The organism is Candidatus Limnocylindrales bacterium (assembly GCA_035559535.1).
In the GTDB taxonomy this organism is placed as follows: domain Bacteria; phylum Moduliflexota; class Moduliflexia; order Moduliflexales; family JAUQPW01; genus JAUQPW01.
Genome location: DATMBG010000012.1, coordinates 26637 through 44286, shown reverse-complemented (window position 1 = coordinate 44286; position 17650 = coordinate 26637). Strand labels below are relative to the sequence as shown.

Here is a 17650-nt window from a genome sequence, read left to right as displayed (position 1 = left end):
ATCCTGGTGCGTATGGGAGCCGAGGGTAAGGGCCGCTTAAAAGTGAAGTAAAACGTGGAGGACAAAGGATAGAAAATTAATCCAGAGAAGCATATCGTTTCAATCTTCGAGATAGAACATAACCTGAGAGGGTTAAAATTCCTGTAACTCCTATAGCCACTAACAGGGTCTGCCAGGGGATACCCTCCTGCCAATTTGCAGTTTGGAGATTTCCTACGGACCAGGTGATTAAAAGGGTAGCGGGAAGGTCCCCCATCAGGGTTCCCAGCATATAAGACCTCAGACGTAATCCTGCGGCGCCGGCTATCAAGTTAAATATTTGATAAGGCAGAAGGGGTACGGTTCGGAAGAAAGCTACCGACCAGGGGCCGAGTTTAGAAACCCGATCAATATGTCGAGAAACCCATCCAGGTAATAGCTGTTTTAAACTTTTAGGTCCCACCAATCTTCCCAAGAAATATCCCAGTAAAGCGGATACGATGATTCCTCCGGCATTTACGACAAGACCTTTTTCAACCCCTAAAATCAAAGCGGTAACGATAACCATCACCGTCACACTGACAAAGGCCTGGGTGGCCAAGAGGAAGAGACCTGCCAGTAACCAGGGCGCATTTTCTTGTTGACGTAAATTGTTTAGGAATACAAGAAGGTTATGGATGGTCAATTCTTCCGGCAAGAAGGAGCGAACCAGGAGAACCAGGGTCATTAAACCCCCTATTAAACCCAGGATTCGTAAAATACTGATTCGGCTAAATTCTGCTTCAGGGGATTCCTCAGGCTTTTCTACCTTTTCGGAGTCAGGAGAGGTTGCCGAGCTCCCTTGAAGGATCTCCCAGGTTTCCTTTAAATCTTCCATCATTTCCGGGTTAATCCAGAAAGGATCTGAAGGATCTACGGCAAAGTTTTCAGGGAGAATCTCCAGAGGGGCGTTATGGGAACCCCGGATGTCCTCTTCATGGAAGGGAATCAGCTTTTTTTCTACTCCCTGGTTTTTCAAACTCTCCAGGGTATCTAGGAGTCGTCCCTGGTGCTGATGAAGTTTTTCACGCCACACCTCCACGGAAACCCCGCAGTGTTCGGCCAGGAGTTCGTCCCGGGTTTGCCTGATGAACCGACGGATATTTTTTTCATCCCCAAAGTTTTCGTGGGCTTCCCAGACCAGATTACATTCGGTATCGTACTCCATACTTCGATTGCTCGTATTGGCAGATCCTACGGTCAGTAAAGTATCATCCACGGCCAATATTTTAGCGTGGGTATAAATAAACTGTTCTGAACCCTCCGGGCTTACAGTAATCGGATAGAAGAAACCATACCGTACCCCTGCTTTCCGGCAGGCTTCTGCCAGGTTTCTCAAACAGGATAGCTGGTTATTGAGAATCGCCAGGATTTCCACCAGACCGGAAGGAAGTTTGGGTAATACTACCACAATTTCCAACGGATCCTCAGGGCTATTTACCTGAGCAAGCCGCTCCTGGAGGGCTTTCAATACGGCTCGAGAGGTAAAGTATTGATTCTCGATGTAAATAGAGCGTTTTGCAGAAAGGATAGCCTTTTGGTAAAGATGTTGAATATCTCGTCGAGCCGTTTGGGGAGGGAAAAGCATGGGAGGTAAGGTTCGGGCAATTCCTACCTGAGTTCCTGGGATCTGGCTAACCGTTTGGAAATCGGGTAGAGGTTTTCCATTCCCAGGACGTGTAAGCCAGAGTTTTTGACCTGTAGCCCATTTCCAGTGATAGCAGAACTCACGTTCAACGGCTCGGGCTGCACGACCGGTAACAAAAGCTACCGCGTCATGGAAGGGTCTGTAAAGCGTTCCATCGTAATTCCTCCGGCGGGGGTCTAGATATTGATGAGCCCGGGTATCCCATCGATCTTCACACACATCCAGTCCGCCCACAAAGGCTATACGCCCGTCTACTACGGTCATTTTATGATGGTGGGAACCCCAGATGGGATGTACATCATCGAACTGGAAATGAAGACGCGGATGCCCCGCAAGTTCTACCTTTAATTGAGAAAACCATTCCCTTTCAAATTGAAATAAAACCGAATAATCCCAGGCAAGGATATAAACTTCCAGATTTTTACGCTCATCCAGGAGCTGGACCAGTCGCTCCAGGAATGTGGGGGTTTCTTCTTTAGCCCGAAGTAACCTCGTTCTCGTATCAAACTGCCACATCGAAAGAAGGATATAAGATTCGGCACTATCAAAAACCCGATCCAGGGCGGTATAATACTGCTCTCCATCCACTAAAATCCCTGAAGTCTCGGCATAAGCAATTCGACTACACGTTTCTCCCGTCTGCAAAATCGTATCCTGATATTTTCCCATATTTTACTTGGATTTTCTTCTCCAGATCCCTGCTTTCCTCCCGTTTATGTAAGCCACATTCCGAAGCTCATCCCGCAGATACCCTTCAACCCTTTTGATCCTTAAAGGTTTTCTGGTTTCATCCAGGGGCATCGTTTTTCAACCCCACGAACGATCCGGTCGGATTTAAAGGCTCTTTTCAGTTCCCCATAACCTGCAGGGTTCAGGTTAACAAAGAGGAAATGTCTCAGCTTTATCTTTAAGATCCTATCAGGGGGGTTTGGAGTCAACGGAAAATTTCTTATTCCGTGTAAGAATAGAGAATCTTTCTTCTTGTTCCCAGACTTCAACCTCAATGAAATCCATATCAACTTAGTAGCGGAAAGAAGAAACACTCCCTATCCCTTAAGGGCCGTTGATGCGAGTTCAAGTTATTAAAGGACCTGAACCTTCTCGCCCCTTTCCTTGTAAATCCTCAGAGCCGAACTGCAGGCCACTCTCGTCCTTAAATGAAACAAAAAATTTCCTTAAGCAAAACAATCGAGGGGACATGAGTCCGGCTCTCTGGAGGAGTGTATTCTTCCCTCGAAGCTAGGGGCTGCAAACAAATTGCCAACCTGCACCGGTAAGAACCCATTGGCATCCCGGACTGGACTGAGTATGAACCACCCTCCAGGTTTCCTCCCGGGTGATCCCTCCTCTTTTATCAGGACTGTCTCCTGTTTTAGCAGGAACATCATTTTCATCTGTTACAGTAACTTTTCCAGTATCTATTTCTATCATAATTTTCATGAATTTTGCCATTGTTTACCTCCTGTTAAGGATGTAAACCCTCTTAGGGGTTTACAATAATTCTTTCACTCCATTTTAAACCCACTGGTGTTGGATCCGATGTAATCACCTCCTTTCGTTGGGAAAAGCTAGAATGCCAGAGTAAGCCTGACAAAGACCAGACGTTTCGGCTCTATTTGTGGATTTTCAGGATCTGTATCCTGAAACTTAAACGCTTCATTAAACAGATTTTTAGCCTCAAGAGTGAGGAGACCCCACCGCCTGGGCAGACGGTAACCGATAGAGGTATCAATGACCCAAAACTGATCGGCATCGGGTGTAACAATCGGAATCGGACCGGCTCCAAAACTTACGAAATTGCCCTTTTGATTCACATAGGTTGCTTTTAGCCGCACCTTAAATCCTGAGGGATGGAAAAAGCTGACCCCTAAGGGGAGCCGATGGGTCCTGAGCTCGGTTATTAATTCCGGGCCTGTCGCGTCAAGTGGCCTTTCAAAACGTTCATATTGATATTCTGTACTGACTGCCAGCCAAACCTGGGGTGTCCAGTAGAGATAGGAACGACCCAGATGCTCTTCCCAATTAGCCTCCTGGATTTGCCGGATTGGCCCCATTATCTTTTCAAAGGGGACGTTCAAGTCTCGTTTGGAAAACTCCGCACCGGCATAGATCTGCGCAGGGAGCTTTTGATCAACGGCGATACCGTAGCGCCAGGACTCTGTGCCAGGACCATCGTCAAAAAACTGATTGAAACCGGCTACTTGGGTCGGTTCAAGGGTTTGGTTCAGAATCAGGGATTTTTTCAAAACCCTAAATACGGCCGCGCGAAGGGTGGTCGTAGGAAGTGGATTCCAGGTTAACCCCAGTTTGGGGTTGAATTGGTTGCGATCCACCGGCACACCTTCAAAAAAGTCCCCACTTCCCCCAAGAGTCCAGATCATGTTTTTCGGATAATCGATCTGTGAATATACATAAGGGTTGGTGTGATGAAGGAGGTTTTCCTGGGTATCTGAAAAAAAGGGAAGGAAATTTACGACGGTTCTCAAATCCGAGTTGAAATATCCTATACCACTGATCAGGTTAAATCGTTCGAAGCGAAACAGATGCTGGATTTCAGCCATATAATCGTTACTTTTTAGAGTTTCCTCAAAGGTAGAAGTGCTATCCAACGTAAAATCGACATCTTCAGTCCTATTCTGATAAATAATGTAGGCAAGGAGATCAGAACGGGAGGTAAAAGCTTGATGGAAACCCAGCCGAATAGATTCCGGCTGTACTTTTTGTCTAAGCGTAGGATTAAAGTTATTGGGATCGAATCTAAGTCCGAGATCCCCTTTTTCAGTCTCTCTATATCTGAGTTCAGCCTGGATACTCGCTTCGGGAGAGAGGCGTAGTTGGGTAAATACATTGTAGATGTCCTGATTCTGGTCGTTATTTTCTCGAAATCCCTCTGTCTCGTAGTGGAATTGGCCGATACTATACGAGAGTCTCCCCTGTACTGCTGAATGGATTATCTCGTTGCCGAAGGTATTATTCTCACCGGCAATTCCATGGATTTGCAACGCAAACCGGTTCCGGTTAAAAAGCGGATTGAACTCATTAAATGAAAGCTCGGTTGGACCTGCTCCACTCAAAATGAAGAGGTTAGTTTCTGCCAGCTCGGGCTGAATCGGCGTAATGTTAAGGGGTTGAAGGAGTTGAGATTGGAGAAGTTCACTCACTCTGGCAATCTCATGGCGGGGTAAAGCCGCATAGGAATCGGCCAGGAGTCGATGGGCCGAGTAGTTAGCGGGGTCGGTATTCACCGATCTCCAACCTTCTACCAAGGCTAATTGCTCGAATCCGAGATCGTGGTAAATTCGAGAGAGACCAGCGCTCCGGGCGGCCAGATCTTCTTCCAATAAGAGTCGGGATCGATAGACGGCCCGATTGTTGTTCAACTCCAGGGATCTTTCCAAATCTCGCAACGCCTCCACAGGTCGATTCATGGTCTGTTTTCGAATCGCATCATAAAACCAAGGTGTTGGATCTTGAGGGTCCAGTTCTTTGGCAGTTGCCAGCTCTTTCCCGGCCGGCTTATCCCGCTTCTCTTCATAATAGGCTTTACCCAAATAGCTGCGAATCAATGAGGTGTTCGGGTCCAGACTCGCCGCAATCTCGAGTTCTCTCCGACCCTTTTTCAGATCCCCGTCCCGTAGGATCGTCAACCCCAAACCTAAGTGGGGTAGAGGATCGGCCTGATCCAATTGGATGGCTTCCTCAAAAGCCTTCCTGGCTTCCCGGATCTTGATTTGATCCAGGTAAGCAAATCCCAAAACCGTTTGAGTACGGGCCAATTTCGGATTCAACTTTACCGCTTTCTTTGCCGTCTCCACAGCTTTACCCAGATTCCCCACCGATAACCACATCTCTGATAACCGAGCCCGCACTAAACTGTTTTCGGGATTCCGCTTCACTGCCTCCCGCAGACTTGCTAAAGCTCCCTGTACCTCAAACCGGGCCTGTAAGGCATAAGAAAGTGCCAGTCGCGCAGAAGCCGATTGGGGATCTACCTCTACGGCCTTTTGGGCCAGACTTAATGCCCGATCCTTATCATTTTGAACCACGGCTATCATAGACTGAAGGGCAAAGGCAGAACTATTCCGGGGATCCAAACTTAACGCCTTCTCAATATCCCTTTGGGCTTTCTCCACCCGTCCCACCGAAAGGAGTAATGCCGCCCGATAGAGGTAAAACCGAGGATCCGAGATATCTTCCGGGGCTCCTTCCAAAACCGCAAAGGCCTGAGCCAGGTTACGCTCGTTGTAGAATTGAATGGATTGACGAACCCTGACCTGCCAATCGGCCCCTCCTGCAAAATCACCGGGACGATAATCCAGAATAGGGGGATAATACAGAGCCCACTGTACGGCATCCCTTGGACGGACGGCAATGCGTAAAACAGGAGCCTGACCTGCCAGGGCTTCGGCGGATTGGCCCTCGGTGAGGGTCAGACTTCCAAACTCATTCGCCGCTACGACCCGTCCTTCAAATACGGTGATCCGGGCCCGGTCTTCTTCGACAACCATCAAGAACTCAGTTCCCTCAATAGCAGCATTAATATAAGGAGTGGTGACTCTTAAGCCTCGGGGAACCCGGCTGATAAAGTGGATAACTCCGATGAATAAATCTAACAGGGAGGTTTCTTTGGGTTCCGGTTCCAGGAAGGTCACGACGGTATTCTCATCTAAACGGAGAAGGGTCTCATTACTCAAGAGGATGGCAGCCCGACTGTTTGCCTGGACCCGGATCCTATCTCCAGGACAGAAACTATCCCCAAATAAAACCGGCTCCCATTCGGTCTCCCCTGCCCTGAGGGCTTCTACGCTCCCCTCCACGGAAACCACGTTGGCTACAGGTGCCTCGCAGAATTCTGCAACCGCCGAATTGGGGAAGAGAAACATTGCTAATAAACCTATGAACAGAGATAGGCTTAAAAAAAGTAAGTCGAATTGGAACCTTGGATACCTGGTTATTTTTGTGCTCATAGCCACAGCCTTTCTCGCTCCCGTTGAGGAGCTCAAATAGAGGCCCGGGTATTTGAGAAAGTCCCCTTCACATCAACCGGGGAAGGTTAACCTACTGACCTTCCCCCGCTCCGCAGGGGAGAGAAGGTTGTGATCAAAGTTCCCTCCCCTGTGAAACGGAGGAGGGAGCGGATGGGGAGTACTTACCAAAGGATTAAAACGGGAAACAGGTTATTTTTTCATACGAACCGTGCCGTCCCAAGGTTCCTTGGGGGGATTCTGTTGGTATTGCTTACACAACTTTAAGTAAAAGAGTGAAGGTCCGTCGTTTTTATGGATTTTGAGGATCTCATTCAACTTTTCAATAGCCTCTTCCCAAGATTGCCTGCGGAAGGCCTCCAGGGCCATGGTGAAAATCGCACAAAGTTGATGTTGTTGCTCTCTACACGTCTCTGTACGACCCATTAATTCACAAATTCCCACGGGGTTCGACTTTCCGGGTAGCAGAAATTTACCCAGCTCCCGGATCAAGAAACCCTCCAATTGATCGGATACTTCACTGGAAATCAATATGCGGGTACCCATTTGCTTATTCAGATCCTGAAGCCTGTTGGCCGTATTGACCACATCTCCGACAGCACGGTACTCATAGTGACGGATGGCACCTATATTCCCCAACGACATCTGACCAAAATGAAGGCCAATACGGGTAGGAAGTTGTAAATTATGGGAAGATTGATTGAACCGATCCACAGCGCCGGCGATTCCAAGGGCTGCCAGGCAGGCTTGATTCTTGAGAGCACGGTCCGGTTGCGTTGCCACCCACAAGGCAAGCATGGAATCTCCTATTACATCGGATATAACTCCGCTATTTTGCAGGACCGGCTCAAACACAGCCCCATAATATTCATTCATAATCTGGCTCAATTGTTGAGGACTCACCCTTTCCGCCAGAGGGGTGTATTGTTCTGCATCGGTTGCTAAACAAACTCCGTAAACCAGTTGACCGCCTGTTTTGATATGGGCTACGTTTTTTGCCAACTGATCCACCATTTCATTGGGCAGGTAATAACCCAGGGCCTCCCGAATGTTTTGACGTTCCCGGTGAGCATCCCGATACTTCCACAGAACAGCCCCAAAGAAGGTCAGGGGAACCTGGAAAAGGAGAGGTATGACCACTGGATACCAGCTCTCCGTTGTTTTAAATTCATAATAAGTAGCCATAAGATACAGGATGCTGAGTCCTAAGACACCCATGGCTCCGAGAACAATCGGAAGTAAACGGCAAAGAATTCCCAAGGTTATTCCCCATAGAAGAATAATGACGGATTGCTCAAGAAGGGAAGGGGGCGTAATAGATTCATCTTCCAACAGGTTTGCGAAGGCGGTTGCCGCAATTTCAACGCCTGTCAGATCCAATCCATTGGGTTGGGAGAAAACGGTATGAAAATCATCTTTCAGCTCTGACCGCAGGTTTCCAGAGGATCCAATAAAGACCACTTTACCTTTTAAATCTACGAGATGAGAACTGGCAACAGATTTTTCCTCAACCTGTAGAACCTCAGGGTAAGAAACCGTCGGCATCGTACCGGAAGGGCCGTAAAAGTTCAAGTATTGGGTATCCGCGTGCTGATACATCCGGATCAGGGATTGCAGAATTCGATTCTTTCTCCCATCCTCCACCAAGACCCTGGAGATCTGGAGTTCTTTGAGCATTTCCCTTGCGACCCGTGGATTGTTTTGAAATATGGATCGCAGCGTCAAAATGAGGTTTTCAATATCAGCGGAAGTGGTAAGAACCCGTTTATCCCCGGGAAGTTTCTCGGCTTGAGCCGGATTCACCTTTTTCAACAACTGGAGAAATTCGTCGTAGACCTGTAACGCGAAGGTTTGGAACGCTACAACCGGCAAAGTAGGCATATCCCCTGCACCCGCCTTGAACATCCAATACTGATTCAGCCGGGCAGGCACCTTGGGCAAAGGAAAAGGAGCTATGGCCAGAGCAGATTGGGCAAGAGGAGGAATCGGCAGGACCCATCTCTCAATATTCAAACCTACAGTCGACAAGCCTTTCTTATCCGGCAAGGAGACGATTTCTCCATCCAGGTATTTAAAGAGGATGACATTACCGGCTTTATGGATTGCATCTGCAAACAGAGCATCTTCACTGGGGGAACCGGGTTCATCAAAAATCAGGTCGAAGACAATAATGGCAGCCCCTTGTTTTACCAGGCTCTCTGTAAGGCGAGCGTAGAGAGAGCGTGGCCATTTCTTGGGATTATGGGATAATTTGAGATGAGTTGCAGAGGCCTTATCTATATTGACGATCAGGACTTCAGGCGGAGGTGGCCGGGCCCCTCTAAGTCGGAACAGTAGATTCAGACCCAGGTTTTCCTCAAGGATAAACCCAATAGGGGATAAACCAATTACAAGCCCTGATATTCCTACCAGGAAACCCAGGATAATCGCTTTGGACCCAGGAAGGGGAAGAGGATTCTTACCTCTCCAGTTTCTCATTTTTTGTGCCAAATGTGAAGAATCTGGATTTGTTTCTTTAGGAAGGTCTACAGGGTTTTCCCTTTTTCTGAACCGGAAGAGGTCTACCGGCGTATTATCCCCCTGAGGTAGAGGGGGATCTCTCTGCCGGAGGAGCCATTTTTTCAGAAAAGTTTGAGATTTATTAAAACAAATCTTCATGGTCCGAGACTTTCCTCCACGGAGGGAGAACTTAAGGTTTACTCTATCGATTTTTCCACGGAGATCCTTAATTTTCCAGAATCAAATTCCTCATTTCTAGCTTATCTTTGTTCTCTCATCTAGACACTTAAAAGTGAGCAAGTCAAGAAAAATTATTAAAAAATTTCCATTTGAATTCCGCCTTGCCGGACAAATTTTGTTTGACAAGAGAGATCTTTGAATATAACTCTATAGCTAATCCAACGATATTTTTTAAGGAACGTTGCAGTCAAAGTCCCTCCCCTGTGAAGCGGGAGGGTTGGGGCCTGAAGAACGCAGGTTTTTTCTAACCTGATCCCCTAACCCCCTTCCCGTGTCCGGAAAGGGGAACTCGGGGATGACCTGGGTTCCAATTTTCTCCTTCCCTCGTAGGGAAGGGGGGTCGGAGGCCTACACGCCAGGATAAGAAGGTTAGCCCCAGAGGGGGCTACCAACCATGCGCCCCCTGATGGGGCTTTTTATCCTTGTCCTGGTCCTTATGGGAGTTGGAGGGGTTAGATCCAAAAAAGGTACCCTTGAAAGGAGGGCCAGAGGGGAGGGGTACTTTAAGGATAAATCAGCGATTCTAAACTTAATTTGGTTATAAGATAAAGGGGGGAAACAAAAAATGGAAACTCCATGGACCCGAAGACAATTTTTAGCAGGGATGGGGATTGCAGCCACTGCCATTCAAACCTTCGATACCTTGGATCCTTCACGGGTGTTTGCCGAAGAAGAAACCAAAGGATTGTTTGAATTAAAGCAGGTAGCCGAAGGGGTATACGCAGGGATTGCGGCTTTTCAATATAAAGTTAATTGTAACGCGGCCGTAATTGTGAATGAAGATGGAGTCATTGTAGTGGATTCCCATTCTAAGCCCTCGGCGGCTCGATCTCTTCTGAAGGAGATCCAGGGAATCACCAACAAACCGATTCGTAAGTTGATCAACACCCATTTTCACTGGGATCACTGGCAGGGAAATGAAGTGTATGCGGCGGCTTTTCCAGATACGGAAATTGTGACTTCTCATATTACCCGAGATAATATGATCAGGCCCGGGGCAGGGGTGGGAGGTATTTCCTACATAGAAAAACAAATTCAAGAAATTGTCCCCCAAGAAATCGAAAAACTGAAGGAGGATCTTCGTAGGGCTACCGACCCTGAGGTAAAAGCCAGCATAGAATCCAACCTGCAACAGGCCGAAGCGTATCTGAAAGAACTTAAAGAACTGAAGCCGACCTTACCCACTGCAAGTTTTGGAAATTCCATCACCCTTTATGAAAAAGGGCGAGAAATTCGACTCCTTTATCTGGGTCGGGCCCATACCTCCGGAGATGTATTTATTTATTTACCTCAGGAAAAAGTCCTGATAACGGGAGACAGTGTTATCGACTGGATGCCCTTTCTCAACGACAGCTATCCGGAGGAATGGATACAGACTTTAAATGAAGTAGAGAAATTAGACTTCACCCACATGATCGTGGGACATGGAGAAGTAGCTCCCAAAGATCATCTAAAATTCTTTCGAGGTTATTTAACCGATCTCATTGCAGCGGTAAAGAAGGCTGCCGCAGAAGGAGCGACCCTGGATGAAATGAAGAAAGCCGTGGCGGATCAATTGGCCCCTCAGTATGAGAAACCCATGTCCAAGTACCCTCGGGGCCAGTACCGGGAACGTATCGATGGTAACATTGAAATGGTTTATAATAAAGTAATCAAAAAGGCAGAACTCCCGGATAGAGAAGAAAGGCAAAGGGCTGCTTATCTTGGCGATCCTTCCGGGACCACATGTTAATTTTTATTAACCCTAACCCTTCCCCACTTCGTAAGGAAGGGGAACTTAACCACAACGTTTCTTCCCCTGCCGGAGAAGGGGAAGGATTGGGAAAGGGGGTCTTTTAACCCCCCGCTGTGGGAGAGGGGCTTAAGGGTCATACGCATCAAGCTAAGAAGAGGAAAACCTTATTTTTAGCCTGAACACCTCCCTTCCCCCTCCAGAGGGAATTTGGCGGGTAACCTTCTAAATCCACCTTTGGGGAAGGCAAGGGGGAGGCCTGGACCCCACATCTAATCCTTACCTTGATGCGTATGGGATGAGAATGAACCATGCTTAAAGGAAAGGTGGCTCTGGTTACAGGAGGGGCTCGACGAATCGGTAGGCAGATCGCCTTAAGGCTTGCAGAAGAAGGTATCGATGTGGTTGTCAATTACCGAAGGAGCCGGGAAGAAGCGTTAGAAACAGTTCGAGCCATCACAGAAAGAGGAGCTCGGGGCCTTGCTCTTCAAGCAGATTTGGTCAAACTGGCAGATTGTGATTCTCTCATTCAAAAGGCTGTGGCAGAATTTGGACAAATCGATATTCTGGTGAATAATGCTTCCGAGTTCCCTAAAACGCCCTTTGAAGGGCTTTTCTTGAATCGTGAGTTCTATGAAGGGATTTTTGATCAGTTGGTTGCAATCCATATGAGGGCTCCTTTCTATCTGGCCGGGAAGATAGGAATGGACATGAAACAGAGGGGATGGGGTCGGATTATTAACATTACAGATCGATGTACCATTAAAGGGACGGCTTATAAAGATTATGGACCCTATTTGATAACCAAATATGGACTCTACGGTATCACCCAGGTTCTTGCCGAAGAGCTTGCACCCGAGGTTTTAGTCAACGCCGTTGCGCCTGCACTGGTTATAGCTCCCGAGGATTTTTCTCCCGAAGAAATCCAGCAGATTCGGGAGAAACTTCCCTTAAAACAGGAAGTGACTCCCGAAGAAATCGCAGAAGAAGTAGTTCATCTGGTTAAGTCTAAAGGAAAGACCGGGAGTACAATTCTTATAGATGCCGGTGCGGGGGTTCGGACGTTTTAGTCAAAGGGATGTGGTAGCTTAACCGTCCCCGGTTGAAGTATAAAGGAGGAAAGATACGTTTTATCCCTTATCTTCCACAGAATTATGTATAGAGTAGTTCAACAAATTCATTTTATCTACGGTCATCGACTTCTCAATTACAAGGGTAAATGTGCACAGGTACATGGACATAATGGGCTTGTGGAAATAGAACTGCGCTCCAATAAACTGGATTCCCTGGGAATGGTGTACGATTTTGATGATATTGAGAGAACGATGAAAACCTGGATCTACGAGACTCTTGATCATAAAATGTTATTAAACAAAAAAGACCCTCTGGTAGAAGTATTCAAAGGTCGGGGAGAGCCGGTGTACCTCTTTGAGGATAATCCGACCGCAGAAGTTATTGCCCGAGAAATTTTTATCCAGGCCAAGACCCAGGGACTTCCGGTGTTTGAAGTTCGGGTCTGGGAAACCCCTGGCTCTCTGGCTGCTTATAATGAAGAGAATTAACCTGTCCACTGCCCGTTGATCCTCCCTGCCCCTTTCTCGCTCCCTCCCCGCATGCGGGGAGGGTAGGGGTGGGGCGGGTAACTGATAAAAATGAAGATTGCAGTTTTATCCAGCGGCGGGATCGATAGCACGGTTTTGGGTTTCAAACTTGCCAAAGAAGGAAATGAGGTTTACTTTGTCTTTGTTAAAGCGGGTCATCCCTGGGAAGAAGCAGAGCTTATCGCGCTAAGAAAGATCTTAAAGGTAATCCGGGGGCAGTTTCCTGAGGATAGTTATCGGGTTCGGGGTCCCAAAGTGCTCTCCTTACCCATGACGGATGTTTATAACCCCAAAGATTGGAGCTTAAGTGGCCAAAACGTTCCGGGCTATCATGCACCCGATGCAGCCGTTGAGATTACAGGTCGAAATATTGTTTTACTTTCCAAGACGGCCATTTATTGTACCCTGGAAGGAATTCAAACGATTGCTCTGGGTTCACTGGCAGGAAACCCTTTTCCAGACGCAACTCCGGAGTTTTTTAAGCTGGGATCTACCTGGTTGAGCATGGGATTAAGAAAAAAGATAGAGATTCTTACTCCCTTCCGTGAACTTTCAAAAACCCAGGTTATCCAAATAGGAATGGAGTTGGGACTGCCTTTGGAACTGACGTTAACCTGCAATAATCCCCAACCGGTTTCCCCGGGTGAGTGGATTCATTGTGGTAATTGCAACAAATGTGCCGAACGAATTCGTGGGTTTAAGACGGCGGGAGTTGAAGATAAAACGCAATACCGGCTCATCCCTAACCTCTAGGATGAAGTAGGGATAACCGGCCGGTTATCCCTACTCTGTTACCCGGGAGCGCGGGCGTTTCGCCACCTCACCCCCCCATTAACCGGGAATATTTAGTAATTAACGATTGACAACAGACCGTTATCACATATTAATTGAATTATCAACTTAATTCATCGCATTGTTTATTTTGATAGAGGTTATTTTGATGGAGGTGAGTTTCTATGAAAATGTTTATAGGAGGTAAATGGATTGATAAATCTGAAAAGATTGAAGTACGCAATCCCTATGATAATTCCCTCATAGATACGGTTCCCAAAGGGGACCATACGGATGTAGACAAAGCTCTTCAGACAGCGGTTCAGGGGGCTAAGGTAATGGCCCGCATGCCTGGATATGACCGTTATCGTATCCTTCGTAAGGCTGCTGATATGCTTGAGGCCAGAGCGGAAGAGTTTGCCCAGGTAATCAGTAAAGAGGAAGGAAAGATTATCGGTGAAGCCCGTTTTGAGGTGAGTCGGGCGGTCCAGACACTAACACTTTCGGCTGAGGAAGCCAAGCGGATCCATGGGGAGACGGTTCCCATAGATGGAGCGCCAGGTGGGGCCGGAAAACTGGCTTTCACACTTCGGGTTCCCTGTGGGGTGGTAGCTGCCATTACCCCCTTTAACTTTCCCTTAAATCTGGTTTGCCATAAAGTGGGTCCGGCGTTGGCGGCGGGTAATGCCGTGGTTATCAAACCGGCTACCGATACCCCGTTATCGGCCCTTAAACTGACAGAACTCTTGCTGGAAGCCGGAATTCCTGAAGAAGGCATTGCTTGTCTCACAGGACCTGGAGGAGAAATCGGGGATACCCTCTGCGCAGATCGCAGGGTTCGTAAAATCACCTTTACCGGAAGCCGTGACGTAGGGGAACGGATCTGTCATATGGCCGGAATCAAAAAGGTAACCATGGAACTGGGCAGTAACTCTCCGGTCATCATTATGCCCGATGCAGATCTGGAAAGGGTTGCAGCGGCAGTGGTAGCTACCGGCTATTCCAATGCCGGGCAGGTCTGTATTTCGACGCAACGGGTTCTAACCAGTAAGAAGGTCTATGGAGATTTTTTGGAGGTTCTCAAGCCTCAAGTTGAAGCCTTAACCACCGGAGATCAATTAAAAGAAACTACAAAGGTCGGCCCTATGGTCCGGGAGCAAGATGCCATCCGGGTTGAGAAATGGATCAATGAGGCTATCGAAGGAGGGGCCCGTCTCATCACCGGTGGAAAACGGAGTGGTGCCATCTATGCACCAACTGTGGTAGCCGATGCGAAGCCGGATATGAAAGTTTATAGTGATGAAATTTTTGGACCGGCCGTTGTGGTCAATAAGTTCGAAGATATTGACGAGGCGATTGCAATGGCCAACGACTCTATTTACGGCTTATCGGCAGGAATTTTCACCGAAAATCTGGAGTGGGCTATGAAGTTTGCCCGGGAGGTTCAGTCCGGTAATTTGATGATCAACTGGGGACCCCAGTGGCGTGCCGACTTGATGCCCTATGGAGGCCTTAAAGAAAGTGGGTTCGGTAAAGAAGGACCTAGATACGCCGTCGAAGAAATGACCGAGCTCAAACTGGTCTGTTTTCATCTAAAGAGCTAAGCCTGATTTGTAATTACATGAGTAAAGTACTGCTGTGAGCTCTTCAATATCTCCAGGGGCGTCCTGTTTAACATGGCGCCCCACTGGAGCTCGATTGATCCCATTTTTAAATCCGCAAAACCTTATCCCGACCCTTAAGGAAGGTCGAGGAAGGTAGGAAGCAGTTGGGAAGAGTAAGCTTCTCAGCCAACCGCACCGAGAGATAATACCAGATCGGTATTGAAAGAGAGTTTAAAGGATAGGGATCGCCTTATAGGTATCAAGCTAAGAAAGGGAAAAGCCTTAAATTCTTGGCTTGATGCCTATGAGGGCGACCCTACGGGCTTTCAAGCAGGCAACCCCTCCCTTCTCTCCCTAACCCCTATCGACGGGGGGAGAATGGAGAGGGGAGCTTAGAAAGGTATCTTTTTTATTGACCTTAGCACGGGTGACCGGCCGGTCACCCCTACCGTCCCTCTTCCCGCGTCGGGAAGGGAGGGCCGGTCGTCGTCAGACCTCTGGGTTCTCCCCTTCCCTTGCAGGGCTACGTATTCCCCCATCTTTTGGAGGCCTCTGAGAAAAAAGATTTTCAAGTAATCTGTTGAGGGGATCGGAAAGAGGGTTAGACAATGTGAGAAAGTAAAGGCAAAAAAGCCAGTTCCAATCGCTTTTCCGATTCTCCCTGTATGGGCAACCGGCCGTTTGTCCCTACGTTTTACTCTACAGATCGAGCTTTCCCAGACTTATAGGTCCTGCGTGGCCCTGGGAGGGTAGGGGTGACCGGCCGGTCACCCCTACTAGGGATCTGAGCAATCCCAGCTCCTTTCCCGTGTCGGGAAGGGGAATAGGGAGTTAGGTGAGAAAAACCTAAATTATGGCCCCTGGTATGCAAATCATTCAATTTATCAAAAGATATAAAGATATTTTTTTGGCCGTCCTGCTCATCTTAAATTTGATAGCCTGGGGAGTGGATCATTGGGTCGGAAGATCCCTGTCAGCTCAAAATATCGAGGGTCCTCCAGGAGCTCTGGCTCCTGGATTGAGAATCGGTTATGAACGCAGGGAGTATAAGGTGGGAGGGATCTATATTCTTAAGTATGTCGGAAAGCAAGAGGATGGAGCCCATTTATTCGTTATCAGTAGAGATTAATAATGAGAGATTAATAATGCCGGTGGGAATCTCTACATTTATCGTCCCCTGAAAATTACCCCAATTCTTTGGAATAAGCCTGATCCAGAAGTTCCACAATATGGACTACATCCAGTTTCAATCCGGCCCGCTTAGCTCCCCAACGTAACTGCAGGATACAGCCTGGATTAGCCGTTGCTAGAAGATCGGCGCCGGTAGCTTTTACATGGGCCATCTTTCGGTCCAGTAATCTCATGGAAAGCTCCGGATGGGTAACATTATAGATACCGGCACTTCCACAACACCAATCAGATTCCTTAAGTTCTACCACCTCAAGACCCGGAATAGATTTCAGAATCTCACGGGGTTGGAATTTAATACCCTGACCGTGGATTAAGTGACAGGGGTCATCATAGGTAACCTTTCGGTAGACTGCCCCTTGAGGTTTAATGAAGTCTATTTCGACTAAAAATTCCGAAATATCCTTTACCTTTTGACTGAAGGCAGAGGCTTTTTGGGCATATTGGGAATCGTCCTTTAAAAGTTCACCGTACTCCTTTAAAGCCGACCCGCACCCTGCCGAATTTACCAGAAGGACATCTAACTGAAGTTTTTCGAAGATATCGATGTTATATCGAGCCATTTGTCTGGCTATATCGGTTTCACCGTTGTGCAGGTGAAGGGCCCCACAGCATTTTTGAAAGCGGGGCGTAATAACCTCACAACCATTTCGGGCGAGTACACGGACCGTCGCCAGATTAATGGGGGTGAATACCAGATTCATCACACACCCGGATAAAAATCCAACCCGATATTGTTTTTTACCTCCCAGGGGGGGGGTGACCTCTTTTAAAGACTCCCGTAAGGCTTTGGGTTGAATGGGAGGCAGCATCTGTTCTGTTTCTTCCAGAGATTCTGAGATAGAACGGAGTAGCCCGGTTTTACGGACAAGCCACTGAAGACCCGAAACCTGATATAACCTCAAAAACCCGGCGAGTAATTGAAGCCTTTTAGGGTAAGGAAAAATATGTTTAAAGACCATATCCCGAACTGTTCGGTCCCAGAAGGGTCGCTCTAAATTTTTTTCAATGGCTTCCCGGGCAGGTTCCATGATCCGATGGAACCTGACACCGGAAGGACAGGCCGTCTCGCAGGCCAGACATTCCAGACAAAGATAAAGATGTTCTGCAAACCGGGGGGTGATTTTCAGTTTTCCATCAAAATACTCTTTGGCTAAAGCGATACGACCCCTCGGCGAAGCCATCTCGGTCCCAATCTCCCGGTAGGTCGGGCAATAAGGGAGACAGAGGCCGCATCCTACACACTTTATAATCTCTTCATGAATGGAATCTTCTTGGAAGAGTACGGGTGACCGGCCGGTCACCCCTACTACATTTTTTAAAAGATCTTCAATAGGCATAATCTCTTCTGAATGGCAGATGCA

General features: G+C 47.7%; 11 protein-coding genes. 6 read left to right on the top strand and 5 right to left on the bottom strand.

Annotated features, from left to right (window positions below; all coding sequences use genetic code 11):
- Nucleotides 1-76: 76 nt before the first annotated feature.
- The 4 genes from VNM22_03150 to VNM22_03135 form a co-directional block, all read right to left on the bottom strand.
- Nucleotides 77-2335, bottom strand: a complete 2259-nt coding sequence (locus tag VNM22_03150) for a phospholipase D-like domain-containing protein (protein ID HWP46137.1) — start codon at nucleotides 2333-2335, stop codon at nucleotides 77-79.
- Between the two features lie 570 nt (nucleotides 2336-2905).
- Nucleotides 2906-3118: a hypothetical protein gene (locus VNM22_03145; protein HWP46136.1), complete on the bottom strand. Its 213-nt coding sequence runs from the start codon at nucleotides 3116-3118 to the stop codon at nucleotides 2906-2908.
- A 116-nt stretch (nucleotides 3119-3234) separates the two neighbouring features.
- Nucleotides 3235-6633, bottom strand: coding sequence for a tetratricopeptide repeat protein (locus tag VNM22_03140; protein HWP46135.1), 3399 nt, complete (start codon nucleotides 6631-6633; stop codon nucleotides 3235-3237).
- Nucleotides 6634-6843: 210 nt separating this feature from the next.
- Nucleotides 6844-9309, bottom strand: coding sequence for an adenylate/guanylate cyclase domain-containing protein (locus VNM22_03135; protein ID HWP46134.1), 2466 nt, complete (start codon nucleotides 9307-9309; stop codon nucleotides 6844-6846).
- A gap of 646 nt (nucleotides 9310-9955) precedes the next feature.
- Here VNM22_03135 and VNM22_03130 point away from each other — a divergent pair.
- The 6 genes from VNM22_03130 (at nucleotide 9956) to VNM22_03105 (ending at nucleotide 16227) form a co-directional block, all read left to right on the top strand.
- On the top strand, nucleotides 9956-11122 hold the full coding sequence (locus tag VNM22_03130; protein ID HWP46133.1) for an MBL fold metallo-hydrolase: 1167 nt from the start codon (nucleotides 9956-9958) through the stop codon (nucleotides 11120-11122).
- A gap of 311 nt (nucleotides 11123-11433) precedes the next feature.
- Entirely contained in the window at nucleotides 11434-12192 is a 759-nt protein-coding gene (locus VNM22_03125; protein HWP46132.1) for an SDR family oxidoreductase, read from the top strand.
- Between the two features lie 84 nt (nucleotides 12193-12276).
- Complete coding sequence (locus tag VNM22_03120) at nucleotides 12277-12684, top strand: 6-carboxytetrahydropterin synthase (protein HWP46131.1); 408 nt, start codon at nucleotides 12277-12279, stop codon at nucleotides 12682-12684.
- A gap of 90 nt (nucleotides 12685-12774) precedes the next feature.
- Entirely contained in the window at nucleotides 12775-13476 is a 702-nt protein-coding gene (locus VNM22_03115; protein HWP46130.1) for a 7-cyano-7-deazaguanine synthase, read from the top strand.
- 203 nt (nucleotides 13477-13679) lie between these two features.
- On the top strand, nucleotides 13680-15098 hold the full coding sequence (locus VNM22_03110; GenBank protein HWP46129.1) for an aldehyde dehydrogenase family protein: 1419 nt from the start codon (nucleotides 13680-13682) through the stop codon (nucleotides 15096-15098).
- An 853-nt stretch (nucleotides 15099-15951) separates the two neighbouring features.
- The gene (locus VNM22_03105) at nucleotides 15952-16227 is read left to right on the top strand and encodes a hypothetical protein (protein ID HWP46128.1); all 276 of its coding nucleotides are present in this window, start codon (nucleotides 15952-15954) and stop codon (nucleotides 16225-16227) included.
- A 55-nt stretch (nucleotides 16228-16282) separates the two neighbouring features.
- On the opposite strand, the gene VNM22_03100 is transcribed toward VNM22_03105, so the two are convergent.
- Nucleotides 16283-17626 carry a (Fe-S)-binding protein gene (locus VNM22_03100; protein ID HWP46127.1) on the bottom strand — a complete coding sequence of 448 codons (1344 nt, stop codon included), beginning with the start codon at nucleotides 17624-17626 and terminating at the stop codon, nucleotides 16283-16285.
- Nucleotides 17627-17650: the final 24 nt, after the last annotated feature.